The organism is Actinoplanes siamensis (assembly GCF_016862395.1).
Classification (GTDB): domain Bacteria; phylum Actinomycetota; class Actinomycetes; order Mycobacteriales; family Micromonosporaceae; genus Actinoplanes; species Actinoplanes siamensis.
Map to the genome: position 1 here is coordinate 1 of NZ_BOMW01000066.1, position 21,614 is coordinate 21,614.

The window sequence follows — 21,614 nt, forward strand, 5'->3', positions numbered from 1 at the left end:
AAAATGAAGTCGCCCACGGTCACGCCGCCTCGCGGCGCCGGCCGGAGCCGCGGCCCTCATCCAGCCACTGCTGCACCGCGTCGAGCGGTCGGGAGATGACCAGGTCTCGCAGGTGCAGCACGCCAAGGCTCGGGTACAGCCGCGCGGCCTCTTCGAACTGGTCCCAGAGGTGCGCGGCTAGCACCCAGCCGGTGCCGTACTGCTGCACCAGCAGCTCGATCGCCGACGCGCACGGCCACACCGTCGGCGCCGCATGATCCGAGCAGACGCCGGTGGGCAGGATCTGCCTGTGGGTGGCGCTTGCCGCTGTGCCGAGTTCCTGAGTGAGCATGCCCGCTCCTCCGCCGCGTCCAAGGGCTCAGCGCGGCGGGTCCGGGCATTTTCCATGGTTGATCTAGACCGACCGGCCCGCCGCGCTGGGCGACGACGGGCCGGTCGGAAATCTCTCAATCCCGGCTGCCCGCCGTCGCTGCGATCAAGAGTGACGGATGGCACACCAGGAGTGAAGGTAGGCGACGTACCAGCAGAAACCCGCGCCAGGAGGAACTGGTACGCCTGATACCAGTTACCGTTCGGTACCTACCAGCTCGGCCAGCGCGGCCAATTCGGTGCCCAACGCCCGCTTCTTCTCGGCGATGATCGACGAGACCAGATCAGTCGCCAACCGCTGATGCCGGAGCCATGCCGGCGCCGTCTCCTTCAAGGTCAGCAGCACACCCTGGGCATCGTCTGGCTGGCCGACCTGCAAGTGCGCAGCAGCCACATCAAGCTGATGCCGATTCCGGTTGTTGGACGTTGGGCGCTCCGAAACCGGAGCGGTTCTCGCAAGCTCCAGCGCCCGGTCCGGATGCCCAGCGATCAGCTCCGACTCAACTCGCTTCCACGCCACGGTGGTTGGGCAGAAAGCACCGATGGTGGCCGGCCCGGGCGAGAGGAGAGCGGTTGGCACCCGGTCACCGATTCGGACCGCGGCGGCCGCTGCGGCGTTGAGCATCCCGTCGGCGTCGTCGTCCCGGTTGTTCCGCACCGCGGCGGCGCCCGCACGCAGCAACAGCCAGCCCCATACGGCGAGTTGCGCCGGGTTCGGCCGAGCGAAGCTGGGGTTGATCGCGTCCGCAGTTACAACGGCAAGCTGCTCGACCTCGTCGAAGCGGGCCTGGCGGAGCATCAGCCAGCACATTGTTGTGATGACCGATCCGCCGATGACATCGTTGCCGGCCCGGCCCGCAGCGTCCAGGGCATCGTTGAGCGCCTGGTGCGCGAGGTCGAACGCGTGCAGCTGGATCAGCGTTGTACCGGCCAGCTGGTAGGTCTGGGCCATCAGCTCAAGAGCTTGTGCGCGGTCATCGGTCGAGGCCTCGCTGACGGCTGATCGGGCTTCGGTGATCAGCAGGGGCAACCCGGAGAGGGTGGTGGCATAGTCGTCCCGGTGGTAGGCCACGTCGAGGGCCCGAATGGCGTTGCTGACTTCGACGAGGCTTGGTGCATCTACCTCGGGCCCGTTGATCAGCACGCCGCGGAGGCCTCGTGGCGGCTGCAGAGCTTGCCGGAGTTGGATCAGCCCGAGCTGGTCAATGTCGGATACAGCTGCCGCGGTCTCCCTGGAGGCATCGCCAAGCAGTCTTGTGGCCGGGACGCCTAGCGCCCGTGCAAGACGGTTGAGCGTCGACATCCGCGGGTTCCCGCCGGATTTTCCCTGTTCAAGCTTCCGGATCGTCTCGACGCTAACGCCGGCCGCTTCTGCCAGGTCTTCCTGGGTCATCGGACGTGCGCGGCGGAAACGTGCGATGTTCTCACCGATAGTCGGCTGGGCCACTGCTGACTCCCTGGTAGAGGACAGGGTGTGGCGGCCGGCCTCTACCCCGGCCGCCACTGTCGACGGTAGCGCGACAGAGCCTGGAAACGACGAAAGCGCCCCGCCCGTGGGTTATCCACAGGCGGGGCGCGATGTCGGTGGGCCGGTCTACGGTGTCGGCATGGATGAGCTGGCGGCGCGGATCGAGGCCGAGCTGGTGCGGGTGCTGGCCCAGGAACGGGCCGCCGGCCGGGAGGTCGGGGAGGGCCAGGTGGCACTCACCGACGACGACGGGACGCCGGTGCTGCGGTTGGCCAGCGTGGCGGGAATCGCGGCGAGGGTGGCCCGGTCCTGGCTTTAGCTCACCCGATCGAGGGATGCGTCCGCATGGCGGCCGGCTGGGAGGATCGGCCGATGGCTGACCTACCTCATGCACTGCCCGCGGGCGTCCTCGACGCCTTGCGCATCCACCGAGAGCAGAGGACGGCCGCCGTCCGGCGGGTCATCGAGCAGACGACGCCGGAGGACGATCCGGAGCAGGCGCGCAAGGCGCTCTCCGTCGACCTGCGGGCCGCGGTCATCCGCGGCGAGGTCGATGCGGGCGGGCTGGCCGATGTGCTGGCCGAGTACGTGGCCCGCGATCGGGACGGTGCCTGACCCTGGACACGGAGAAGCACCCCACCTCCGCGAAACGGGGGTGGGTGTTCAGTTTCGGGTGCAGGAGTCAGCGTTCCAATCCGTCACGCCGCGAGGTCGTACTGGTCCGGCCCCCAGCCGACCGAGACGCCGGTGGTCGACGCGGCCGGCGCGGCCCACACCCCGAGCGCCGACGCGACCGCGCCCAGGATCAGGAGCAGCTCGTCCGACGTGATCCCTCCGGGCACCACCGCGGTCGCCACGCCCAGCCCGGCCGTCGCCGCAAACAGCAGCGTCTTAAGCCACGGCGCGGACGGCACCAACGGCACCAGGTAGGTGACGAGCACCGCCACCAATGCGGCCGCGAGAGTGATCCCCTCGGCCAGGTCGAGCCGGTGGTTACCGAACAGCTGCGGCCACGCCGCGACGACGAGCGCGACCAGAAGGGCGACGATCGCCTTACCGTTCTTGAGCATGGTGGTCTCCATTTCGGGGATTAGGCGCGGGGCGGCCAGGCCCAGTGGCCCGGGCCCTCGCCCTCGGTGCGAGAGGTGGCCCAGTAGGTGTCCGGGCCGTCGAGCAGGACTTGCAGGTTGGCGGCGTCGCCGCCGAACGTGCGCACCACCACGGCCGGGAGGGTCTGGCCCTCGCCGGTCATGTTGGCGGTGGTGACCGCTTCGGCCCGCCGAGCCTGGATGGCGTCGGCGTCGTGCTGGGTGAGGGTGTAGTGGACGATCCGGCCGACGGTGGGCAGCGGCATGATGACCTCCTGGAGGTGATCGAGATGGTGAAAGAACGTCCACCCGTCGACGGGCTGGACGGGCGTCAGCGGATGGAGCTGGCCGCGGTGAGTGGCCACGCCGAGCGGATGCTGCTCGCGCTCGGCCGGCCAGCCGACGACCAGGCGGTCGCCGAGCTGCGCACGCTCAGCACGGACCCGGTCGTCTACGGGGTCGCGCTGGGCAACGAGCTCGGCGCGATCGATCACGATCCGGATCTGTGGGGCCACCGGCGGCCGATGGCCGACCTGTACCGGGCGTGCGGCGCCGACCTCGATGTAGCCGAGCGCCAGCGGGCATGGCGGGCCGCGCAACGCTGGTGACCCTCGCGCTCAGGCCGGGGGCCGGATGGCCGAACATGGAGAGGCGAGACGCCCGGCCGGCGGAAGCAATGGGTCACTGACGGTCATCACCCACCTGCCAGGCCGGGCGCCTGCTCAGGTGATCAGCCCCTCGGGCCACGCAGGGGGCGGCGGCGGGTTCCCGTCAGCGATGTGTCGACGCAGCTGGCCGATGTAGTCGCCCTGGATCCGCTGCGTGCGGCGCAGGTCGGAGACCTCCTTGCGCAGCGTGGCGATGTCCTCCTGGTGCTGATCGATCATCTGCTGGCCGGCGTCCTGTCGCAGCTTCCGGTCACTGCCCCGCTTGGTCAGCACGGCAGAGAAGACGACCCCGATCAGCGTGAGAAGCGCACCGATCACAGGGTCCATGCGCGCCACCCTCCAGTGCCTCGGCGCACCCCCGGGGGGATGCCGCCGGCAATCAGATGCACGAACGCGGCGAACGCCAGCCAGATCACCGCGCTGACGTAGCCGAGCGGGACGGCGCCGGTCAGCCAGCCGAACGCCGCGTTGATCCCCCACGCGACCTTCAACGCGACCGCCGCCATGAACGCCGGTGTGTCGTACGCCCGGAACGCGTACCACAGGCAGATCGCGCCGACCGCACCCCAGCACGCCGCCCATGCCGGAAGCGGGACCAGTGTGTCCATCCAGGTGTACAGCGGCGACAGTGGCCGGGGGCTGGTGAGCAGGCTCAGGCAGTACACGAAGTCGAGCAGGGTGAAGAAGAGCAGCGCGGCGCCGCGGCGGCCGAGCCGGGTGGCGAGCCGGCTGGCGGCCGCGGTCACGACGCCAGCCGGTCGCGCAGCTCGTTCGCCACGTCCTCGGCCAGCTCGCGCGGCACGGCCTGAGCGACGGCCGCCGCGATCTTCTCCGGCGCCAGGCCGGCCAGGATCGCCGCCACGATACCGGCCTCGTCGATCGGGGAGTCCGGCTGTTCGAACACCTTGGCCAGCACCGCGCGCAGGTTGTTGCGGATCTCGATCAGCGTGGTCCCGGCAGTGGTCTGGCTCTCGCCCCGGCCGAATGTATCGTCCCAGGCGGACGAGGCCTGCTCGAGCTGCGGCTTGAGCTTCGCGGCGGTGGCGGTCGCGATCTTCTCGATGTCCTCGGGCGTCACGTCGTCCTCCTGGATCAGGCCCCATGGGGCGGTCGAGGTGTTGCCGGTGTGGTCGTGCCGTGCGCTGAGGTGCGCGTGGCCGGTGTGCGGGTCGCTGGACCCGGTGTAAGTCCGCCAGGTCCAGCCGCGGCTACGTGAGGCGATCCGGCGGTTCCAGATGATGTACTCCAGCCGGGGGTCGCCTCGCAGGCGCTCAACCAGGGCGCCGAACGGGACCGGCCACGGCCCATCCGAGTCGATGTCAATCGCAAGCACCCGGCCGGCGCCGTCCGGGTTGTGGTCCGAGGTGCGCGAGGCGTGCGCGGTGTCGCCGATCCAGCCGTCGGAACTCTTGTCGCGCCGGGGCGACAGGCGGTTGAACTCGGCTCGCAGGGTCACCAGGCAGGTGACCAGGTAGGGAGTAGCGGCCATGGGGGCTCCTCACTCTTACGTGCAGATGGGGCGGAAGCCCGTCGATTTCCTCTTGTGATCATGCTCGGCAAAAGGTTAACCTTTGGCCTGTGAACAGGAAGTACATCGGAATCAAGGAGGCGCGGCCGCTGCTGGGCGACCTCGTCACCGCCGTCCAGCAGGGCGCCGACATCGTCCTCACCCGCAACGGCAAGCCCGCCGCCCGACTCGTCCGCTACCAGGAGGCACCAATGCCCACCGTCGACACCCTCAAGGCTGCCGCGCACGACCTCGCCCGCCAGATCGACGACGAGGCAGCAGCGATGGCCCGGCGAGAGCGCTACGAGGTGCAGAAGTCGGAGACCAACCGCAGGTGGGTCAGCGGCCAGGCCGTGGCCGAGGCCATGCGGCGCCTGAGCAACGAGCTGCGCACCGTCGACCCGACGGTCCGGTTGAGCGAAGACACTGAGCGCGCCCTCCACAACGAGGATCTGCCCGTGTACGCCGACACCGACCGGACCTGGTTCGACCGGTGGCGCATCTACGCCACCCCGCTCGGTGATCGGCTGCGGCACGCCGCGTGGCACTGGGTAGAGGGCTACTGGCAGGTGCGCGACGGGCGGGACGCCGGGGAGTATCTGGCCACCGCCTCCGCCGCGCTCGCCGCGACAGATGGCGAGTGGGCGGCCCGCTGACCGTCAGGAGCGGCCAGCGCTCCCCGCGGTTGTCGGGTCCGGCCACGGGCTCGGCGGCGTGGTCGGGTCGGATGCCGGCCTGGTCGTCGGAGGAGTGGTGGTCGGCGGCGCCCCGGGGCCGCCGGGTTCGGCGCAGGCGGCCGCGTTGCGGGCGGCGCCCTGGGCGATCGCGGCCAGATCGGTCGCCGATGTCCACGTCTGCGCGGCGTTTTGCGCCTCCGCGATGTACCGGTCCCCCGCCGCGCACCAGGACCCGCCGAAGACCGGCGGGCCGGGCGGGGATGCGGCGATGCGCAGGTGTCCCAGCACGGTGTCGACATCGGTACCCTGCCGACCCACGACGGCGGTCATCGCCTCCCGGCCGATCGGGTACGCCAGGTCCAGCATGAGGAGCGCCGAGTACGAACCATGGTCGAGTTCCTGGGCGACGGTCCGGCCGTCGGCGTACGGCCAGCCGGCCCACGAGACGTTGTAGGCGGAGATCTCGCGGCGGGTCAGCGACGTCACCTGGGCGGCCAGGCCACCCCGGTCGAACCCCGCCGCCTTGGAGCGCAGCAGATAGTGCGCCACGGACGCGTTGACGTTGTGGATGCACGGCCGGTCCGCGCTAGGCACGTCGGCAGCCGCCCGCGAGTAGGCGAAGCAGTCACCGGCCGAGGTGGTCGACTTGGCCGTGGTCATCAGCAGCTTGACCACAGTCTGCAAAGGCTCCGGGTCGGTGAACACGCCCGCCTGGTAGGCGCGCAGCAGGGCCGGTCCGACGTGGCCGGACAGCGTGACCGTGTACGTGGTCGACGCCGGATTCTTCGTGCCGTCCTGCCAGGCGTCCAGCGCGGCGCTGACACCCCAGCCGCCGTCCGGGTTCCGGGCGTCCATGAGCCGATCGATCAGCACCGGGATGTGCGGATCCGACCAGCCGCGCAGGTCCGCGTACGCGAGCATCGCGGCCGACCACACCATCGGCTTGAACGACGTCGGCGGCGTCGCGGCCTCGTACCGGGCGATGGCCGTCTCGCCGATCGCGCGCCACTGTTCCGACCGGGTCAGCGCGGCCGCCGGAGCGGTCGGCAGGCACAAAAAAGCCGCCGTGAGGACGGCGGCAACGAGGACAGCGAGGATGCGTCTCACAGGGCAGGCTCCACGATCAGGGTGCGGTGGATGACGGCCCCGTTGCTGGCGCCGGTCACCCAGTGCATCGTTCGGACGTTGTAGACGGTCCCGGGGGTGAGGTCGACCGGGTAGCGCAGGCTGGCGTTGAGCACCGCGGGCTGAGATGTATTGACGGCGGTCCCGACCGTCAGCGCCCGGGTGAAGTCGGGGCCGAGCGTGACAGTGCCCGAGCCGATGGCGTTGCCCGCGCGGATCTCGAAGCCGAGCCGGGTCTCGTTGCCGCCGCTGCTGCTTTCGATCCGGCCGCCCACGGTGACGTAGACCGCCCCGGACGGTGGCGCGGTGAAGGAAAGTCCACAGACGGGGGTCCCCGCGGTAGGGCTGGTCGAGGAGATGCCGGTGATGTCCGTGGGCTCGTTGACCCGGCCGCTGGTGGACTCGTTGACCATCGAGAGGCGCAGCCAGTTGGTGCCGTCGTAGAGCCGGAACGTCCGGGTGTCGGTCTCGTAGATGACCGCGCCGTGCCGGCCGGTGGGCCGGGTCGCCGAGGTGCAGAGAATGACACCGCCGACCTTGGCGTCCAGGGCGGCGGCCAAATTCTGGATGTCCTGCGGAACGTTCGGCGCGCTAGACAGCGACGGGTACGGCAGCGACAGGTTCGCGGTGTTGGGCACGGTGCTCCTTAGCTGGGCGGGGTGCCGACGATGCGGCCGAGGATCAGCAGCGACCCGCCGGCCTGGTAGAGCACCGCGACGGTGTGCCCGACGGCCGGGGTGTACGGGGACAGGTAGGCGGCCTGGACGATCGTGGCGCGCCAGGAGACCTCCACCAGCGCAGCACCGTCGGCCGCGGCGCCGGGGGTGACGGTGGCGACGACGGCCGGCTCCACCCAGGACGACGGGGCTCCCTGAGGTGGGCGGCTGCGGGTGATCTCCGCGGCCAGCTTGGTGGTGTTCAACGGGGAGATCCCTGCAGGGCCTGGAAGCATGCCCTGAGGTGGCGCGCGTCCTCCAGTGCGTTATGCGTACCGCTCGCCTGCTGGGGCATCGACGGGTTCCCGGCCGCGCGCAGTGCCTGCTGCAGGTCGTGCGTGAACATCGGCATGCCGTCCGGCAGGTCGATCATCCGGCCGAAGAGCTGGCACAGCGCGACGTGGTCGTAGGCCCCGTAGTCAGCCCACAGCTCCAGGTCGGCGTACGTCTCCAGGTCGTTGCCCAGCAGGAACGTCGCCACCCGGTCGGCGATAGCTTCCCGGCTGCGCACGTACGGGCTGTTCAGGTCGATCAGCCACCGCTTCGGCATGTGGTTGCGCCAGTCTCCGTGCGGCTGCGGCAGCTGCGGCACGACGTTGGCCATCAGCCAGCCGTTCTTCTTGATCTTCCCCCAGGGGGCGTCGCGGTTGACCAGGTACAGCTCGCGGCCGTCCTCGGCGACGATGCCGATGGAGATCAGCTCGATGGGGTGCTCCGGCCCGGACTCCAGGAACTCGGTGTCGTAGAAGTAGCGCATGCTCACTCTCCTGCTGGGACGTCGCCCTCGGGCCGGCTGGACCGGGCGGTGATCTGCTGGGTGCCGCCCACCTCCAGCGGGATGGTCAGCGAGTCGATCAGGTGCAGCTCGCTGGTCCCGTCCGGAGTGAGCGCGGTGATCACGTCCCCGCGGTCCAGGGCCGGGTTGACGACCGCGGTCACGTTGAGCTGCGCGTTGATCGCCTTGAGGCGGTTGAGCAGGGGTCTCGCGGCCTGCTGGGCCTGCGCCTGCGTGGTCATCGCAGGCGAGGTGTACCGGTAGGGGACCCGCCCGAACGGCCCGCCGACGTAGGTGCGGCTGAGCGGGTCGGTGTCGGCGACGATCACCGGCGCGTACGGCGCCGAGCCTGTCAGCGAGCTCGGGTAGGCCACCACCACGTTGTACGTGCGGCTGCGGTCCCGGATCCGTTCGCCAGACAGCAACACTCCCGAGGCTGACGCGTCGACCGTCCACACCGGGGTCTGCGACAGCAGCGGCGCATCCCGGATCACCAGGTTGCCAGCCTGGTCGAAGTACACCTCGGCGCCGATCGACGTGGCCAGGTCAACGGCGGCCTGGGCGCGGTCCTGCTCCCACACCAGCGGCCCGGCCTTGGCCGTGCTGGTCGCCGTGCTCACCACCGTGACGCCCGGGACCGCGCCGGTGACGAGGCGCTGGATCTCGCTGGCGATCGTCGCCGTCGGGATCGCCGGGGTCGGCTGCTCGAACTGCGCGCGCTGCACTCGGGCCCACCGGTCCGGCGCGGAGCGCACCTGGATCCCGCCGCCCGGCTCGACCGCGATGGACTGCTGGTCTAGCGAGAATACGCCGAGCGGCACCAGCTCCACGTCACCACTCGGGTAGCGGATGCCGCGGTACGGGCGCAGCTCCACCCCGATCACGTCGAGCGTGCCCCACAGGCTCCGGTCGGCGATCGTCAGGTCCAGGGTGCGGCGCACCCCGGTGCCGCCGGCGACGCTGACCGACCCGCCGGAGATCGGCATGTCCCCGGCAATCAGCGTGCCGCCCAGGTAGGCGTCCACCCGAACCACCACGGCGTGCGACTCGCGCAGCGCCTGCCCGAACACCGGGCTCACCGGATACACGTCAGGCCCCCGTGAGCATGCTGGTGTAGCTGCCGTACCGGGTGAGCACCGCCTGGTAGGTGGCGTGCGCGGCCAGCACGTCGGCGTAGGTGCGCTGAGCCTGTATCCCACCGGCGGGCCGGCCGACCACGATGTACGGCGCCATCCAGATCCGCCACGGGTGCGGGTAGTAGTCCGGCCGCAGCCGGTTCTGTGTCAGGTCGCCGATCGCCAGGTACTGGTGCGTCAAGTCCGCCCCGAACGCCTTGCTGGGCGGCACGTCGAGCAGCAGCGGCGTGACGTCGTCAACCAGGGCGAGCAGCGCATCATGCTCCGCGTCGCTCTTGGTGCGGATGGTGATGTCGCCCCGCTTGGACTTGCGCTGCCCGTCGGAGACGACGATCGGGGTGCGCCGGCCGAGCGGCTCCAGCACGGCCTGCACGACCGCACGCACCGGCGTGCCCTCGCCCTGGAAATCGATGCGTTGGCTGAGCGACGGGACGCCGGGGTGACGCAGCCACACGTCCGACACCGACAGCGTCACCGCCGAGCTGGTGATGCTGCCGGCGCCGGTCGACGCCGTGTACGTGGTGGCCGATTCGAACCAGCTCTCGTAGTCGTAGCCCACCCAGACGCCGGACCCGTCCAGGGCGGCCGGCTCGGCGAGCCGGACCGGGGTCTGGCTGCCGTCCGGGTCGTTGCGCACGATGGTCGCCGAGCTCTGCCCGGTGTACTCCAGCTGCAGCAGCACCCGCGGCGGGTTGTTGGCCGGCTCCGGGGTGGCGGTCAGCGTCGTCGGCACGGCAGCCCCCTGCGATATCGTTGGGCCTCACGGCCCTGCACTTGGTGGTGATGCCGGTTCAGCTCCGGCCAGGGCCACGGTCTCGACCCCGGCCTGCTGCCCTCCCGCTGTGCGGTGCACCCGGCAACGTCGACGAGATGCCGTATCCGTGAGGACGGTGGCGCCGGGCGGTTCCTCGAGGCTCCCGCCCGGCGTCAGGCGGTCTCGTAGACGACGGCGTCGACGACCCGGCCGACTGCGGCGTCGACCTCGATGCGGACCTGCCGGGTGATGACCTCCGACCCGAGCGTGATCGGGATGGTGGCCTGCACGGTGATCGGCCCGGACCGGGCCGCGCCGCCGGCCGCCCCCGGCCGCCACACCGGCTGGTGCAGCCACCGCTCGCCGACGTGCTGCCAGATCGCCAGCGACCTGGACTTGTCGCCGAGGCGCGGGATGAACGCCTCGCCCCCGGTGCTCTGCTCCGCCCAGGCGTACTGCGTCGGGCCGCCGTCGGCGATCTGCGCCTCCCGCAGGCCTCCGCTGGCCCGCTCGTACATGCCGCCCCACCGGTTCGCCGACAGGGTGATCCGGCCGTACTGCTGGAGCAGGCGGTCGATTGCCGACCTGCCCATCCCCGACCGGCTGAGGAGCGACCGCAGCTGAGCAACGTACGAGTTGTACAGAGCCGCCGCCGACTTACTGTTGCCGGTCTCCGCGAACAGGCTCTGCGCCGCCGACTCCGCCGCGCTCAAGAACGCAAACAGTTGCTTGAGCTCACTCCGGCCGGTGTCGGTCTTCGGGTCGAACCCCGGCCGCGTCCAGGCGAACGCAGCGCGGATGTCGCCCAGCGCCTCATCGGCGGACATCTGGTCCGTCACGGTCTTGACCCGGGCGGACGAATTCGAGGCCGCCCCCGCCGAGCCCAGGTCGTACTTCGGCTGCTCCGAGTAGGCCTTGATCAGCTCGCGCCTGGCCTTGGCGTTGACACCCATCCGCTTCATCGCCGCGTCGAGCTGGCGGATGTAGTCGGCGTAGACCCGGTTCGCCTGCCGCACCGAGCCGGTCTCTGCGAACTTCGCCTCGGCGGCCTGCTGCGCCGCCCGGACGCCGGCGATCAGCGACTGCCTGTTGTCCCGGCCCCGCGCCGAGTTGCTCGACCAGACCCGGCCGTTCTCCTTCAACGCGGCGGTGAGCGACTCCACCGCGTCCCGGGCCGCCAGCACCGACTCCAGGTAGCCCAGCCGGCCGCCCGAACCCGCACCCGACGAGCTTCGCGGCGCCACGCTGACCAGCCCACCGCTCGCGTACCCGCGCAGCGGGGTCACGCCCTCTGGCCCGTTCTCCCCGAACTCGTACGTGGCGCCACTGCGGCCGACCCCGATGACGTGCTCGTTGATCACGCCGCCGTCCTTCATGGCGATGTGCACGTGGTTGCGGTGCGCCTCCATCAACGCGGAATTGAAGCTGCCTTTGTTGACGCCGCGGGTGTACGCGTAGTCCCGGTGCTTCGTCCGGTGGATCAGCTCCAGCGGCCTCTTGCTGGCGAGGAAGGAAGCCAGAGCGTCCTGCTCGTAGCCCATCCAGTCGACCGCGCGCCCGGAGCCGTGCCACTTCGGGTCGCCCGGACGGTACGCGTTGCCGAACTCGCCGGACAACGGGCCGGTGCTCTTGATCAGCGCGACGACCGAGCGCCACACCCCGGAGTCACCGCGCTGGGCGCTCGGGCTCGACGGCCAGTCCCGGTCGAACACCGGGCCGGCTGCACGCGCGACCTCCGCACGCGACGGCACCCGGGTACCCGACACGCTCGTCCGGAACGGCAGCACCGCGCCGCCGCCGGCGTACCCGCGGACCTGGCCGGTCGCGTTCATCTCGTCCAGCAGGCCGGGGTTCTCTCGCTCGATCTTCTGCCGGCTCTCCTTGCGGATCACGAACTCGTCAGCGTGCACGATGCCCGCCGGCTCGTACTTTTCGCCCGGCCCGGTCCAGCCGCCCGAGTGGTACGCGTTCTTGTTGAACGCGGACTGAGCGGCCGAGATCGGGATGCCCTTCTTCAGGGCCTGCTGGTAGACGAGCAGCTTGTCGAGGTCGCCCTTGACCCGGCCGTAGCCGGACAGCGAGATCTCCGCCTGGTAGCTCTTGGAGAACTTGTCGCCATCCTTCTTCGCGTCGCGGAACTGCTTGGCCAGGTCCTTAATCTGCCCCTTGGTCAGCCCTGCCGCTTCCAACGTCGACTTCAGCTCCGGGGTCAGCTCCCCATTGAAGGCAGAGCCGAGCGCGCCGGCCTTGCCCTCCAGGTCGATCGCCGCCAGGGCCAGGTTGCGCGTGGCCTCCTTCGCCTCAGCCGAGTTCTTGCCGTGCTCCTTGATCGCGTCCGCGCTGGCCTTCTGCGCCTCGGCCAGCTTCTGCTCCGCATCCAACAACCCGAATACCGGGTCCGTCTCGGCCTTCAGCTGGTCGGACAGCTGCTCCAGGGCGGAGCGCTCGCCCCGCACCGCGGCCGCGGACGCATCAGCCGCCGACGCGTACTCCTTCTGCGCGCCGACGCCCTCACCCAGCGCCCCGGCGAGCTCGCCGGTCTTCGCGGTCGCGTCGGAGGTGGTCGTGTTGGCGACCTGCATCGCCGCCGCGTACTGCGGGAACTGCTTCTTGAACTCGTCCATCGACACGCCGTTGACGGCGAGCTGCCCTGCCAGCCCGGCGAACGCCTTCTTCGCCTGGTCGGTCTGGCCGCCCTGCACCATCTGCGCAAGCGCCTGGTCCAGCGCGGTGACCCGCTCCCTGGTCCTGGCGAGGCTGCCGTCCGTGCCGTCCAGGCCCGGGATCAGGGACTCCAGGCCGGACTGTAGGCCGCGCGCCCAGGTCGCCTTGCCGGCCGAGTCGGCGAGGATCTGGAACTGCCCGTCGAGCTTCGACAGGTCACCGCCGAGCAGCCGGGACATCTCGCCGGCGGTCTGGCCCGAGGTGGCAAACGTGCCCAGGCTGTTCGCGAGCGCCTCGGCCTGCGGGTTCAGCTTCGACTGGAACTCGCCGACCACCATGCTGGCCACCTGCAGCGCGGTGAACGCCGCGGCCGCCTTACCTGCCGCGCCGGTCACCTTCTGCAGGCCGGTCGCCGCCCGGGTGCCGGCCGGGCCGGTGCCGCGCAACTCCTCGAGGAACGTGGCCGTCCCGCGGCGGGCCTTGACCCAGCCGGCCGCGAGCAGCGCCGCACCGCCGGCCAGGCCGGCCAGGACCGTGACGCTCCCGCCGACCACCGGCGGCAGATCGGCGAACTGGTCCACGAGTGCGTTCGCGGTCTTCGCCAGCACGCGCAGGCCACCGTTCGCTCCGCCGCCGGACTCGATCGCCAGGGTCTCCAGGCTGCCCTTAAGCCGTTCCAGGTCGCCGATCAGGTTGTCCGTCTGGCGCCGCGCGGTGTCAGCCGCGTAGCCGCTGTCGTCAACCGCGTTGATCCACTTCTGGACGCCTGACGAGCCCTCGCGGTACAGCACCGTGGCCGCCCGGATGCCGTCGGACCCGAAGATTTGCGCCATCGCCTGATCGCGGGTGGCCTGCGTCAACCCGGTCAGCTTGTCCTTCATCTGCTGCGATAGGTTCGTGAGGCCGACGAACTTGCCCTGTGCGTCGTAGACCTGGATTCCCAGGTCCTGCATCAGGTTCCGCGATTCCTTGGTCGGGTTTTGCAGGGACTGGATCATCGACTTCAGCGACGTGCCGGCGTCCGAGCCGATCAAGCCGGCGTTCGCCAGTGCCGCCAGGGCGCCGGTGGTGTCCTCTACCGACAGGCCGAACTGGCCCGCCACTAGGCCGGACTGCTTGAGCGCCTCGCCCATGTCGGCGACGCTGCCCTGGGCTTTGCCAGCACCAGCGGCGAGCAGGTCGGCGATGTGCGGGATGTCCCTGCCCTTGAGCTGGAACATCGTCATCGCGTTCGCCGCGACTTCCGCCGCCTCGGCGACGTCCATCTGCCCGGCGGCCGCCAGCGACAGGGCACCCGTGAGCCCGCCGCCGAGGATGTTCGACGTCGAGACGGATGCCTTGCTGAGCTCCGTGATCGCGTCGGCCGCCTGCGTCGCGGAGTACGAGGTTTCCTTGCCCGCCCGCAGAGCCGCTTGGCGCAGCAGATCCATCTCGCGGCCGGACGCGTGCGTGGCCGCGTTGACGCCGGACATGCTCTTCTCAAACCGCGCCGCGGCCATCACCACGCCGCCGAACGCGGCCACGCCGACCGCGCCCACCCGGGCCATGCCGTCGGCCACCTCGTCCAGGTGACCGGCCTTGGCGGCCTTGCCCAACTCGTCGCGGAACTGGCGCACGGACTGGCCAGCCTCGCGCAGCTTTGCCCGGAAGTCGCTGGTGTCCGCACCGATCTTGACGGTCACGGTGCGGGCCACGTCGACCTCCTACATTCGGGCCTGGGCCGCCCAGGCCCAGAGCAGCGCCTCGGGATTGGGGAGCGTGTTCGCTTCCTGCTCGGTGATCAGCGCATCCGTGCGGCGGCACCGGATCTTGCTCACCTGGAAGGTCGGACCGGTGTCGGCGTGGGAGGTGCACTCCTCGAGGAGTCCGCCGCACTTCGGGCACAGCCAGGACCGATAGACGGCGAGCGCCAACATCCAGTCGCGGTCCTCGTCGGTCCACCGCGGGTCCCGTGTGGTCACCGACCGGACCAGACGACCGTCAGCGTCGTACTGGTACTCGGTGACCTCGGCCGGCTCGCGGCCATCGAACTGCGACGGCGGGATGCCGAGCCGTTCAGCCGCCTCTACTCGCTGGAGTTCCTCTGGACTATCTCGGAGGCGACGGGCGAAAAAGGGACGGTCAGCCGGCCCTCGTTGACGAGGATCGCGGCGTTGACCAGTGCGTCCCACTGCCCGTCGGTGAGCTCCTCCATGGTCTCGGCCCACAGCTCGTCGTTGAACTGAGGCTCGGCCAGGCAGGCGCGGATCAGGGGCTCGGCGAACTCGTCGATGTTGACGTTGAGCACCTTGTCCTGGTCGATGACCTGGCCGTCGTCGCCCTCGCGGGGCGGGTGCTGCGCCTTGAGGGTCCGGTACTTCGTGCCGGAGATCGCCTGCAGGACGAACGGCTCGGTGAGTTCCTGGATCTGCGGGCGCAGCGCCTCCATCTGCTCCGCGATCGTGACGACCTCTCCGGAGTCCTCCAGCGAGGTTGAGGCGGTCTGTCGCGCCTGTGCCTCCTGGAGCTGCTTGGCGAGCTTTTCGAACTCGTCGACGAGATCGCCGGCGAGGCAGATGTCGACGGTGCGCCGCGCCCGCCGGGCGCGCTTCAACTTCTCTGCGTACGTGGTCACGCCTGCACCTCGCCCCGGGCCGTGTCGTCGTGCAGAGCCTCGGTCGCCTCGGCCATCGCGACGCAGGACTTCGCAAGAGCGACGGATGCATACGCCTGCGCCACTGCTGCCTGCGCTTGCGACAGGGAAACGACCTCCAGGTTCGGCACGCCGCCGTGCTGCCGCTTGTGTGAGTTGAGCGAATCGAGGCAGGTCGCGAGGTTTCGTTCGGCGTCGCCCAGCCTGGTCTCAGCGGCGGAAATAAGATCCCGCACCGGCATTCCCTGAATAGCCATTTCTCTCCACTCCCGGATCCCGGATGAGGCGCCCGACCGGCTCCGGGAGGACCGGCCGGGCACGAAAAAACCGCCCCGGTCGGAGGCGGCGAAGGCGGATGCGCTCAGGTCAGACGACGGTGGCCAGCACGTTCTGCGTGCCGGCCGGGAACAGCGGCACCTGCCACCGCTCGGGCATGTTCTGCTCGTAATCCATGTCGACCTGCTCACCGAACGCGACGTAGAAGCCGCGCATCTTCTGGCCGGCCGAGACGGGGGTGGTCGCCAGGATCGACTTGCGGCGGTACACGAAGCCCCGCGTGTCGTAGGTGAGCGTGGCCCTGGCGACGTCCGTGCCCTGCTGGGCGCGGAACCGGAACATCATGTTGGAGAACGTCACCCGGCCCGGGATGCTCGTGTCGGTCCGGTCCTCGATGCCCGACGTCGCTGCCGCCGCGGTCTCCGGCGCAAAACCCGTCGCCCCGTCGATGGTCATCCACTGCGAGATGCGGATACCGGAGGTGATCTCCAAGACCGTCGGCGCGGCGATGTTGGCGACGCCGCCAGCGGGGACGTAGAACCACGCCTCCTTGCCGTCGCCGATGATGTCGTTAGCGCCCACTCTTCTGCTCCTTTGCGCTGGGCTTCTCGTCCGCCGGCGACGTCGCCACGGCGGGGGTCTCGGTGGCGGCCGCCGGGGGCGACTGCTCGCCGGGCTCGGGCAGCACCACCAGGTAGCCCTGCTCGGTCTTCGTCGTCGGCGGGGCCACGTGCTGCCAGCCCTTGGCCTGCCACGGCTCCAGCGCGGCGGCCGGGAGCAGCGAGATCGCGCCGGTCACGTCGTGCTGCATCCAGACCCGGTCCGACCCGGACGGCTCGTCGGTCGCGGTCCAGCCGTGCGACGCCAGCTCGTCGCGCCGCGCGGCGCCTTCGACCTGGGCGTAGGTGTTGTCGGGGCCGATCAGCCAGTAGGTGTTCACGCTCACCACCGGTCCAGCTCGTAGGTGACACCGGTGGTCGCGCTGAAGTTCAGCGTGGCGACCTGGGTGTTCGGGTTGATCGCCGCCCGGGGGATGTAGAACTTCCGGGTGGCGCCGGACGGGATCGTGACCGGGGTGACCGTGCCGGTGTTGCCGAGGCCTGTCGTCGTCGGGTCCGACACCGAGAAATTCGTCGGCGTGCTGGTGGTGGTGATGCGCACGACCACGCCGGTCGGCCCGAACGAGCCCTCGGCGACGGTGTCCGACGCGGCCGGGGTCAGCGGCGCCGGCGTGATGCCGCCCGCGCTGACCGTCTGGGATACCTGCAGCGTCATCCGACGCGCTCCCTTCGGTGGATGTGGAAGGTCCGCCGGACGACGGACGGTGATCTTGTGCAGCCGGGCCGTACAGTGACGGCCGTGACAGATCGAGATGCGCGCATGGCCAGCGAGTACGCCGCCGGCCGGGAGATCCCGGAAATCGCAGCCCGGTACGACGTGCGCGAGGAGTACGTGCAGCGCGTCATCGAGGACGCCACCGCCCCGCAGCCGGTCACGTCCCGGTGGAGCCTGAGCAACCAGGGGAACCGGATCCTGATCGCGGTGCTCCTCGGCTGGATCGCCTGGCTCATCAGCGGCCGGCTGACGATCTGGACGCTCGTCGTCGTCGCGATCGCCGCGTACGTGGTGACCACGCTGGTCGTGAGCGTGCGGCGCCGGCCTTAGCCCGGCAGGGTCTCGTACTCGAAGACGTCGACCTGCCACACCAGGAGCCGGCCGGTGGATCGGTCCCAGTCCGGCGGCTGCCCGTCGACGCGCCGTATCCGGGAGCAGTCCCGGCCAGGGATCACGGGCCGCAGGCCGAGCAGCGCGGCCAGCACCCGGTCGGCGACGCGGCGGACCGCGTCGGAGTTGCCGGCCACCGAGTGCACGGCGATCGTGCACGTCACCTTGTCGTACGCCTCCTCGAAGCTCACCGCATCCGGCACGTCGATGCTGATGTACGGCACCACGTACGGCAGGTCCGGCGGGTTCTGCGGGTCGGCCGGGCCGTCCGAGACGGTCAGCGCTGGGTTCGCGATCCCGCGCAGCGCCGCCAGCACCGGCGCGGCGTGCTCGGTGATCACAGGCCCAGCGCCTTGAGCATCACGGCCTCCAGCGCCTTCTCGAACTTCGGCGCCTCTGCCTCCAGTGCGGGGCCGAGGTGCGGTTTCGGCGCCGACCAGGGCGTGCCGTACTCGTACTCCAGCAGGGTGCCGAGGTTGCCCGGGGTGCGATGCTTGCCGCCGCCGACCTGCTTCTCCTTGTCCGGGCCGATCTCGGCCCACGCGCCGGTACGGGTCTCCTCCGACTCGTAGCCGATGGTGGCCGCGTACTGGCCGGCATGACCGCCGTAGCCGATCCGCTTCTTCGCGTCCTGCTTGATGTTCAACGCGCCCTTCTGGACCACCGGCCGGATCTCTCGGGGAAGGATCGTGACGGCCTGGTCGATCTGGGCCGCGAGCTTGCCGACGTCGCTGGTATCGATGCGCAGCTCGTCCACGATGGCCTCCTCAGCTGGTGCGCTCGACAACGCCGATCCGGCGGGCGGTCTTCTCGGTGCCGTGGGCGAGGTCGCGGATGGTGAAGACCCGGCCCGGCAGGTCCGGATCCGATCGGGACGCGGTGATCAGCACCTCGTCCTCCGGCTCCAGGCCGACCACGCTCATCGGCAGGTGGACCTCCAGGCGCACCATCAGCAGCCGCGCCTCGCCGGCGATCTCCTCCTGCGCCTGGACGTCGCGGTGCTGCACCCGGCACTTCCCGGAGTACAGCTGCGTCCAGGTCTCCGCTACGGCGCCCCACTCGTCGGAGGCCTCGCCGGTTCGGCGCCGGATCACGCAGGTGTCCAGCATCCCGGCCTCGGCGGCGACCCGGCCGGCAGCGAGCACGTCGTCCCGGTTCACCAGCGCCGCCACGGTCCGCGGTCCGGTCGGCCGGTGGGGCGGATGGTGAACGCGCCGCTCGGCCGGTCATCGCCGAGCGCCCGATCGATCGCGGCGCGGTCGTCGTCGGTCAGCTCGGCCGCCTGCAGGGTCTCCGTGGCCCACGTGTCGGTCTGGGTGTAGTCGTCGATCTGGCGGCTGGTGGACCGCAGGCCGGCGGCATTGCGGACCATCCGTCGCGCCAGGTCCAGCGCGACTCGCTTCAGCGGCGCCAGCGACGGCAGTGCGTCGAACCGGGCCGGGCCGACGTAGCCGCGGATCTCCGTGGTCACTAGCTCCAGCACCAGTTGGCCGGTGGCCGCCGGGACCGCGGTCTGCACCCAGGCGTCCAGCTCCGGCAGCGTGAACAGCACCGGAACACCGGTCACCGTCGATGCGGTGACCGTGGCCAGCGCCGACTGGTTACCGGCCGCGTCCCGGGCCCGGACGCCGAGCACGTACGAGGCGCCCGCGACCAAGCCGCTGAACGTGTGGCTGAGCGCGTTGATCCCGCCCTGGACCAGCACGCCGTCGCGGTACACGTCGTACCCCGTGACGCCGGTGTCGTCGGTCGCCGCCGACCAGGTCAGCGCGATCTGGGTCTGCCCGGCGGTGGCCTGGAGGCCGGACGGCGCCGCCGGGGCGGAGACGTCCGGGAAGCCGTACGCGGCCAGTGTGACCGGGGTCGGCATCTCCAGCCCGGCCGGGAACGGGTACGCGGGCGGCACGGCGCCCAGGTCGGCGAGCAGGTTAGTCAGGGCCTGCTGGAGCGTCGGGCTCTCCGCGGTGCCGGCCCGGTCGTGGACCGCGTCCAGGCCCCAGGAGTACTGCACGGTGCCGGTCGCGAACACCGCGGCGCCGGACGGCGCACGGTAGGCGGTCATCGCGTGCACGTAGGTGCCGCTGCCGTTGTACGAGTCGCCGTTGTCGTCGGCCAGTTGGCCGGTCACCGTGGCAGTCGCCTGCGACAACCGGATCAGGCCGGCCGGACGCTCGGTGCTCGACGTGTCCGCAGGCTCGTCGGCCTCGAAGCCCACGACCCCCACCGGCGAGGTCCAGGTCTGCGAGCCGGTCAGCGCGGCCACCGGCGTCGAGCGCCACAGCGGCAGGGCGGCTTGCGCCGCGGTCGCGACCAGCGACCGAGCGGCGATGCCGTTGAGGCGGAACCGCTGGCCGGTCAGGAACGAGGCCGGGCGCCGGTCGTTGTTGAAGCTGCGGGTGTCCTGCCAGGTTCCGCTGTAGAGGCCGGTCGGGTTCAGGGCCGCGTCGTGGGTGTCCTTCCAGCAGCTGAACGAGCGCCGGTCGGCGGCGAAGCGGATCCGCCAGAACGCCTCATTGGCGCTGAGGAAGAGCAGGTTGGACTGGTTACCGGCCGCGTCCCGGGCGCCGACGAACGCGTCGCGCATCCCCGCTGACCAGTACTCGTCGTGGCCGGAGCTGATGACCGCCTGCCGACCGAGCAGCAGCGTCGGGTCCGCGTCCACCATCGCGCAGGTCAGGTAGTCGACGTCGTAGCCGAGCCGCTCCAGCCAGCGGAGCAGCGGATACTCCGAGTTCATGAAGTGCGTCTGCGGGTAGTACAGCCGGGTCAGCAGCGGTCGGTCGTAGCTGACCGCCTTCGCGCGCAGACTCTTATCCGCGGTGAACCCGGAGCTGCCGCCCTGCCCGTAGAGGCTCTTGCCGTTGTGGATGTCGGCCGGGTTGGCGCCGGCGTGGTTGTACGCCTGCCAGGTCGAGTCCGACAGCTTGACCGCGATCTTCGCCTTGCGCGTCGGGTCGGTGACCACGAACGGCCCGATGTGCGCGCGGGCGCTCGGCAGGTCGGCCCGAGCGATCGTGATGATGTAGACGCCGGGGGTGGCGTCGGCCGGCACGCTCCAGCTGCCGTTGACCGTCCAGTTCCCGCAGGACGCCATGCCCGTCGTCGGGTCGACGGTGCCCGCCGGCTGCGTGGTCTGCGGGCCGCCCAGGGTGCCGACCTGGCGCGCGCCGCGGGAGCCGTACCAGCCGAGCCGGTACACGACGCCAGTCCACGCCGAGTTCGGCGAGTGGATCTTCAGGTCGATGCCTGTACCGCGGGCGACGCTCATCGAGGTGGCGTATCCGAAGATCGTCGGGTCGATGCCGCTGACGTCCCAGGTGGCCTTGTCGACGCCGGTCTGCCGGTTCTCCGCCTCGACCGCGGTCTCGGCGGCCGGCGCGGGCGTAAGGTTCGCCGGCTCCAGCGCAAAGACGGCGACCATGGCCGGGTTGATCGGCACGCCGGTGATGCTGACCGTGGTGGTGCCGGCGGGGACCACCGCGGTGGCGATGGCGAGGCGCACCGGCTCGGCACCGTTCGCCGGTCCCTGCACGACGTCCTCGACGGTGAATCCGGGGATCGTCGGCGTCCAGGCCGAACCGTCGTTGCTGGTTGCCACCGCCACGTAGACCCGGCAGTTCGGCACCGTGGTGACGATCGGCGCCAGGTCGATCGAGCTGACGCCGGACGGGTTGCCGTATACCGCCAGCGTCCCGGCGTGCACCGCGCCCAGGTCGTCGCGGCTCTCCACCCAGCCGGCCAGGGTCCGCGGCGCTGTACTGGCCGACGGCTCCCGAACCCAGGTGATCGAGGTCTCGCCGCCGGTCGCGGTCAGAGTGGCGACCGAGAGGTCACCCAGCGCCGGATCGCTGGCCTCAGCGATCTCCGTCCACGCGCCGGACGGATCGACGCTGGCCGGGGCGACGCCGAACGCGACGAGCTTGCGCCCGGCGGTCGCTGCGGAGGGGAAGGTCGCGGTGTGCGTGGCCGAGCTGGCCGATGCCGCGTAGGTGGTCTTCCAGTCGCGCGACACCGCAACCCCCTTCGTGATGCTG

At 70.6% G+C, this 21,614-nt stretch carries 29 protein-coding genes; 5 read left to right on the top strand and 24 right to left on the bottom strand.

Annotation, left to right across the window (positions count from 1 at the left end; genetic code table 11):
- Nucleotides 1-19 precede the first annotated feature (19 nt).
- Both Asi03nite_RS30650 and Asi03nite_RS30655 read right to left on the bottom strand, forming a co-directional pair.
- Entirely contained in the window at nucleotides 20-331 is a 312-nt protein-coding gene (locus Asi03nite_RS30650; protein ID WP_203683984.1) for a hypothetical protein, read from the bottom strand.
- Between the two features lie 234 nt (nucleotides 332-565).
- Nucleotides 566-1,816, bottom strand: coding sequence for a helix-turn-helix domain-containing protein (locus tag Asi03nite_RS30655; RefSeq protein WP_203683985.1), 1,251 nt, complete (start codon nucleotides 1,814-1,816; stop codon nucleotides 566-568).
- A 160-nt stretch (nucleotides 1,817-1,976) separates the two neighbouring features.
- Between Asi03nite_RS30655 and Asi03nite_RS30660 the strand changes: the two genes are divergently transcribed.
- Both Asi03nite_RS30660 and Asi03nite_RS30665 read left to right on the top strand, forming a co-directional pair.
- A complete protein-coding gene (locus Asi03nite_RS30660) occupies nucleotides 1,977-2,156 on the top strand; it encodes a hypothetical protein (RefSeq protein ID WP_203683986.1) in 180 nt (59 codons plus the stop codon).
- Nucleotides 2,157-2,209: 53 nt separating this feature from the next.
- Nucleotides 2,210-2,452, top strand: coding sequence for a hypothetical protein (locus Asi03nite_RS30665; RefSeq protein ID WP_203683987.1), 243 nt, complete (start codon nucleotides 2,210-2,212; stop codon nucleotides 2,450-2,452).
- An 83-nt stretch (nucleotides 2,453-2,535) separates the two neighbouring features.
- Here Asi03nite_RS30665 and Asi03nite_RS30670 read toward each other — a convergent pair whose 3' ends face one another.
- Together Asi03nite_RS30670 and Asi03nite_RS30675 are read right to left on the bottom strand one after the other, a co-directional pair.
- On the bottom strand, nucleotides 2,536-2,919 hold the full coding sequence (locus tag Asi03nite_RS30670) for a hypothetical protein (protein ID WP_203683988.1): 384 nt from the start codon (nucleotides 2,917-2,919) through the stop codon (nucleotides 2,536-2,538).
- 8 nt (nucleotides 2,920-2,927) lie between these two features.
- On the bottom strand, nucleotides 2,928-3,191 hold the full coding sequence (locus Asi03nite_RS30675) for a hypothetical protein (protein WP_203683989.1): 264 nt from the start codon (nucleotides 3,189-3,191) through the stop codon (nucleotides 2,928-2,930).
- A 24-nt stretch (nucleotides 3,192-3,215) separates the two neighbouring features.
- Between Asi03nite_RS30675 and Asi03nite_RS30680 the strand changes: the two genes are divergently transcribed.
- Nucleotides 3,216-3,533: a hypothetical protein gene (locus Asi03nite_RS30680; protein ID WP_203683990.1), complete on the top strand. Its 318-nt coding sequence runs from the start codon at nucleotides 3,216-3,218 to the stop codon at nucleotides 3,531-3,533.
- Between the two features lie 114 nt (nucleotides 3,534-3,647).
- Here Asi03nite_RS30680 and Asi03nite_RS30685 read toward each other — a convergent pair whose 3' ends face one another.
- From Asi03nite_RS30685 to Asi03nite_RS30695, 3 genes are read right to left on the bottom strand one after another with little or no spacing between them, the layout of a single operon-like run.
- Nucleotides 3,648-3,920 carry a hypothetical protein gene (locus tag Asi03nite_RS30685; RefSeq protein ID WP_203683991.1) on the bottom strand — a complete coding sequence of 91 codons (273 nt, stop codon included), beginning with the start codon at nucleotides 3,918-3,920 and terminating at the stop codon, nucleotides 3,648-3,650.
- A complete protein-coding gene (locus Asi03nite_RS30690; protein ID WP_203683992.1) occupies nucleotides 3,908-4,339 on the bottom strand; it encodes a hypothetical protein in 432 nt (143 codons plus the stop codon). The genes Asi03nite_RS30685 and Asi03nite_RS30690 overlap by 13 nt, the downstream gene beginning before the upstream one ends.
- Complete coding sequence (locus Asi03nite_RS30695) at nucleotides 4,336-5,082, bottom strand: hypothetical protein (protein WP_203683993.1); 747 nt, start codon at nucleotides 5,080-5,082, stop codon at nucleotides 4,336-4,338. Before Asi03nite_RS30695 ends, Asi03nite_RS30690 begins: the two co-directional genes overlap by 4 nt.
- An 89-nt stretch (nucleotides 5,083-5,171) precedes the next feature.
- Between Asi03nite_RS30695 and Asi03nite_RS30700 the strand changes: the two genes are divergently transcribed.
- Nucleotides 5,172-5,756 (top strand): type II toxin-antitoxin system Phd/YefM family antitoxin, encoded by a 585-nt coding sequence (locus Asi03nite_RS30700; RefSeq protein WP_203683994.1) that lies wholly within the window; start codon nucleotides 5,172-5,174, stop codon nucleotides 5,754-5,756.
- 3 nt (nucleotides 5,757-5,759) lie between these two features.
- Here Asi03nite_RS30700 and Asi03nite_RS30705 read toward each other — a convergent pair whose 3' ends face one another.
- The 13 genes from Asi03nite_RS30705 to Asi03nite_RS30765 all read right to left on the bottom strand — a co-directional run bounded on the left by Asi03nite_RS30705 (nucleotide 5,760) and on the right by Asi03nite_RS30765 (nucleotide 17,130).
- Nucleotides 5,760-6,884, bottom strand: a complete 1,125-nt coding sequence (locus tag Asi03nite_RS30705; protein WP_203683995.1) for a hypothetical protein — start codon at nucleotides 6,882-6,884, stop codon at nucleotides 5,760-5,762.
- Nucleotides 6,881-7,540, bottom strand: coding sequence for a hypothetical protein (locus tag Asi03nite_RS30710; protein WP_203683996.1), 660 nt, complete (start codon nucleotides 7,538-7,540; stop codon nucleotides 6,881-6,883). The genes Asi03nite_RS30705 and Asi03nite_RS30710 overlap by 4 nt, the downstream gene beginning before the upstream one ends.
- An 8-nt stretch (nucleotides 7,541-7,548) precedes the next feature.
- On the bottom strand, nucleotides 7,549-7,824 hold the full coding sequence (locus Asi03nite_RS30715; RefSeq protein WP_203683997.1) for a hypothetical protein: 276 nt from the start codon (nucleotides 7,822-7,824) through the stop codon (nucleotides 7,549-7,551).
- Nucleotides 7,821-8,375, bottom strand: coding sequence for a 3'-5' exoribonuclease domain-containing protein (locus tag Asi03nite_RS30720; protein ID WP_203683998.1), 555 nt, complete (start codon nucleotides 8,373-8,375; stop codon nucleotides 7,821-7,823). The genes Asi03nite_RS30715 and Asi03nite_RS30720 overlap by 4 nt, the downstream gene beginning before the upstream one ends.
- A gap of 2 nt (nucleotides 8,376-8,377) precedes the next feature.
- Nucleotides 8,378-9,472 (bottom strand): DUF5047 domain-containing protein, encoded by a 1,095-nt coding sequence (locus Asi03nite_RS30725; RefSeq protein WP_203683999.1) that lies wholly within the window; start codon nucleotides 9,470-9,472, stop codon nucleotides 8,378-8,380.
- 10 nt (nucleotides 9,473-9,482) lie between these two features.
- Nucleotides 9,483-10,262 (bottom strand): hypothetical protein, encoded by a 780-nt coding sequence (locus tag Asi03nite_RS30730; RefSeq protein WP_203684000.1) that lies wholly within the window; start codon nucleotides 10,260-10,262, stop codon nucleotides 9,483-9,485.
- A 194-nt stretch (nucleotides 10,263-10,456) separates the two neighbouring features.
- A complete protein-coding gene (locus Asi03nite_RS30735; RefSeq protein ID WP_203684001.1) occupies nucleotides 10,457-14,641 on the bottom strand; it encodes a phage tail tape measure protein in 4,185 nt (1,394 codons plus the stop codon).
- A 9-nt stretch (nucleotides 14,642-14,650) separates the two neighbouring features.
- Nucleotides 14,651-14,908, bottom strand: coding sequence for a hypothetical protein (locus Asi03nite_RS30740; protein ID WP_203684002.1), 258 nt, complete (start codon nucleotides 14,906-14,908; stop codon nucleotides 14,651-14,653).
- Between the two features lie 104 nt (nucleotides 14,909-15,012).
- Entirely contained in the window at nucleotides 15,013-15,561 is a 549-nt protein-coding gene (locus Asi03nite_RS30745; RefSeq protein ID WP_203684003.1) for a hypothetical protein, read from the bottom strand.
- Nucleotides 15,558-15,836 (bottom strand): hypothetical protein, encoded by a 279-nt coding sequence (locus Asi03nite_RS30750; protein ID WP_203684004.1) that lies wholly within the window; start codon nucleotides 15,834-15,836, stop codon nucleotides 15,558-15,560. The genes Asi03nite_RS30745 and Asi03nite_RS30750 overlap by 4 nt, the downstream gene beginning before the upstream one ends.
- 109 nt (nucleotides 15,837-15,945) lie before the next feature.
- Nucleotides 15,946-16,437: a phage tail tube protein gene (locus Asi03nite_RS30755; RefSeq protein ID WP_203684005.1), complete on the bottom strand. Its 492-nt coding sequence runs from the start codon at nucleotides 16,435-16,437 to the stop codon at nucleotides 15,946-15,948.
- Entirely contained in the window at nucleotides 16,427-16,795 is a 369-nt protein-coding gene (locus tag Asi03nite_RS30760; RefSeq protein WP_203684006.1) for a hypothetical protein, read from the bottom strand. Before Asi03nite_RS30760 ends, Asi03nite_RS30755 begins: the two co-directional genes overlap by 11 nt.
- Before the next feature lie 2 nt (nucleotides 16,796-16,797).
- Entirely contained in the window at nucleotides 16,798-17,130 is a 333-nt protein-coding gene (locus Asi03nite_RS30765; RefSeq protein ID WP_203684007.1) for a hypothetical protein, read from the bottom strand.
- A gap of 84 nt (nucleotides 17,131-17,214) precedes the next feature.
- On the opposite strand from Asi03nite_RS30765, the gene Asi03nite_RS30770 reads away from it, so the two are divergent.
- Complete coding sequence (locus tag Asi03nite_RS30770; protein ID WP_203684008.1) at nucleotides 17,215-17,520, top strand: hypothetical protein; 306 nt, start codon at nucleotides 17,215-17,217, stop codon at nucleotides 17,518-17,520.
- Here Asi03nite_RS30770 and Asi03nite_RS30775 read toward each other — a convergent pair.
- Genes Asi03nite_RS30775 through Asi03nite_RS30790 form a run of 4 tightly spaced genes read right to left on the bottom strand, consistent with a single transcriptional unit; the run spans nucleotide 17,517 to nucleotide 21,592 of the window.
- Nucleotides 17,517-17,921 (bottom strand): hypothetical protein, encoded by a 405-nt coding sequence (locus Asi03nite_RS30775; RefSeq protein ID WP_203684009.1) that lies wholly within the window; start codon nucleotides 17,919-17,921, stop codon nucleotides 17,517-17,519. The genes Asi03nite_RS30770 and Asi03nite_RS30775 overlap by 4 nt on opposite strands.
- Nucleotides 17,918-18,337, bottom strand: coding sequence for a hypothetical protein (locus Asi03nite_RS30780; RefSeq protein ID WP_203684010.1), 420 nt, complete (start codon nucleotides 18,335-18,337; stop codon nucleotides 17,918-17,920). The genes Asi03nite_RS30775 and Asi03nite_RS30780 overlap by 4 nt, the downstream gene beginning before the upstream one ends.
- 10 nt (nucleotides 18,338-18,347) lie before the next feature.
- Nucleotides 18,348-18,752, bottom strand: a complete 405-nt coding sequence (locus tag Asi03nite_RS30785) for a DUF6093 family protein (protein ID WP_203684011.1) — start codon at nucleotides 18,750-18,752, stop codon at nucleotides 18,348-18,350.
- Nucleotides 18,737-21,592, bottom strand: a complete 2,856-nt coding sequence (locus Asi03nite_RS30790) for a fibronectin type III domain-containing protein (RefSeq protein WP_203684012.1) — start codon at nucleotides 21,590-21,592, stop codon at nucleotides 18,737-18,739. The genes Asi03nite_RS30785 and Asi03nite_RS30790 overlap by 16 nt, the downstream gene beginning before the upstream one ends.
- Nucleotides 21,593-21,614 lie beyond the last annotated feature (22 nt).

Coding starts and splice junctions, on each gene's coding strand:
- Asi03nite_RS30765 (WP_203684007.1), bottom strand. CDS start 17,130: ATGACGCTGCAGGTATCCCAGACGGTCAGCGCGGGCGGCATCACGCCG.
- Asi03nite_RS30750 (WP_203684004.1), bottom strand. CDS start 15,836: ATGGCTATTCAGGGAATGCCGGTGCGGGATCTTATTTCCGCCGCTGAG.
- Asi03nite_RS30660 (WP_203683986.1), top strand. CDS start 1,977: ATGGATGAGCTGGCGGCGCGGATCGAGGCCGAGCTGGTGCGGGTGCTG.
- Asi03nite_RS30665 (WP_203683987.1), top strand. CDS start 2,210: ATGGCTGACCTACCTCATGCACTGCCCGCGGGCGTCCTCGACGCCTTG.
- Asi03nite_RS30650 (WP_203683984.1), bottom strand. CDS start 331: ATGCTCACTCAGGAACTCGGCACAGCGGCAAGCGCCACCCACAGGCAG.
- Asi03nite_RS30720 (WP_203683998.1), bottom strand. CDS start 8,375: ATGCGCTACTTCTACGACACCGAGTTCCTGGAGTCCGGGCCGGAGCAC.
- Asi03nite_RS30685 (WP_203683991.1), bottom strand. CDS start 3,920: ATGGACCCTGTGATCGGTGCGCTTCTCACGCTGATCGGGGTCGTCTTC.
- Asi03nite_RS30675 (WP_203683989.1), bottom strand. CDS start 3,191: ATGCCGCTGCCCACCGTCGGCCGGATCGTCCACTACACCCTCACCCAG.
- Asi03nite_RS30680 (WP_203683990.1), top strand. CDS start 3,216: ATGGTGAAAGAACGTCCACCCGTCGACGGGCTGGACGGGCGTCAGCGG.
- Asi03nite_RS30670 (WP_203683988.1), bottom strand. CDS start 2,919: ATGGAGACCACCATGCTCAAGAACGGTAAGGCGATCGTCGCCCTTCTG.
- Asi03nite_RS30695 (WP_203683993.1), bottom strand. CDS start 5,082: ATGGCCGCTACTCCCTACCTGGTCACCTGCCTGGTGACCCTGCGAGCC.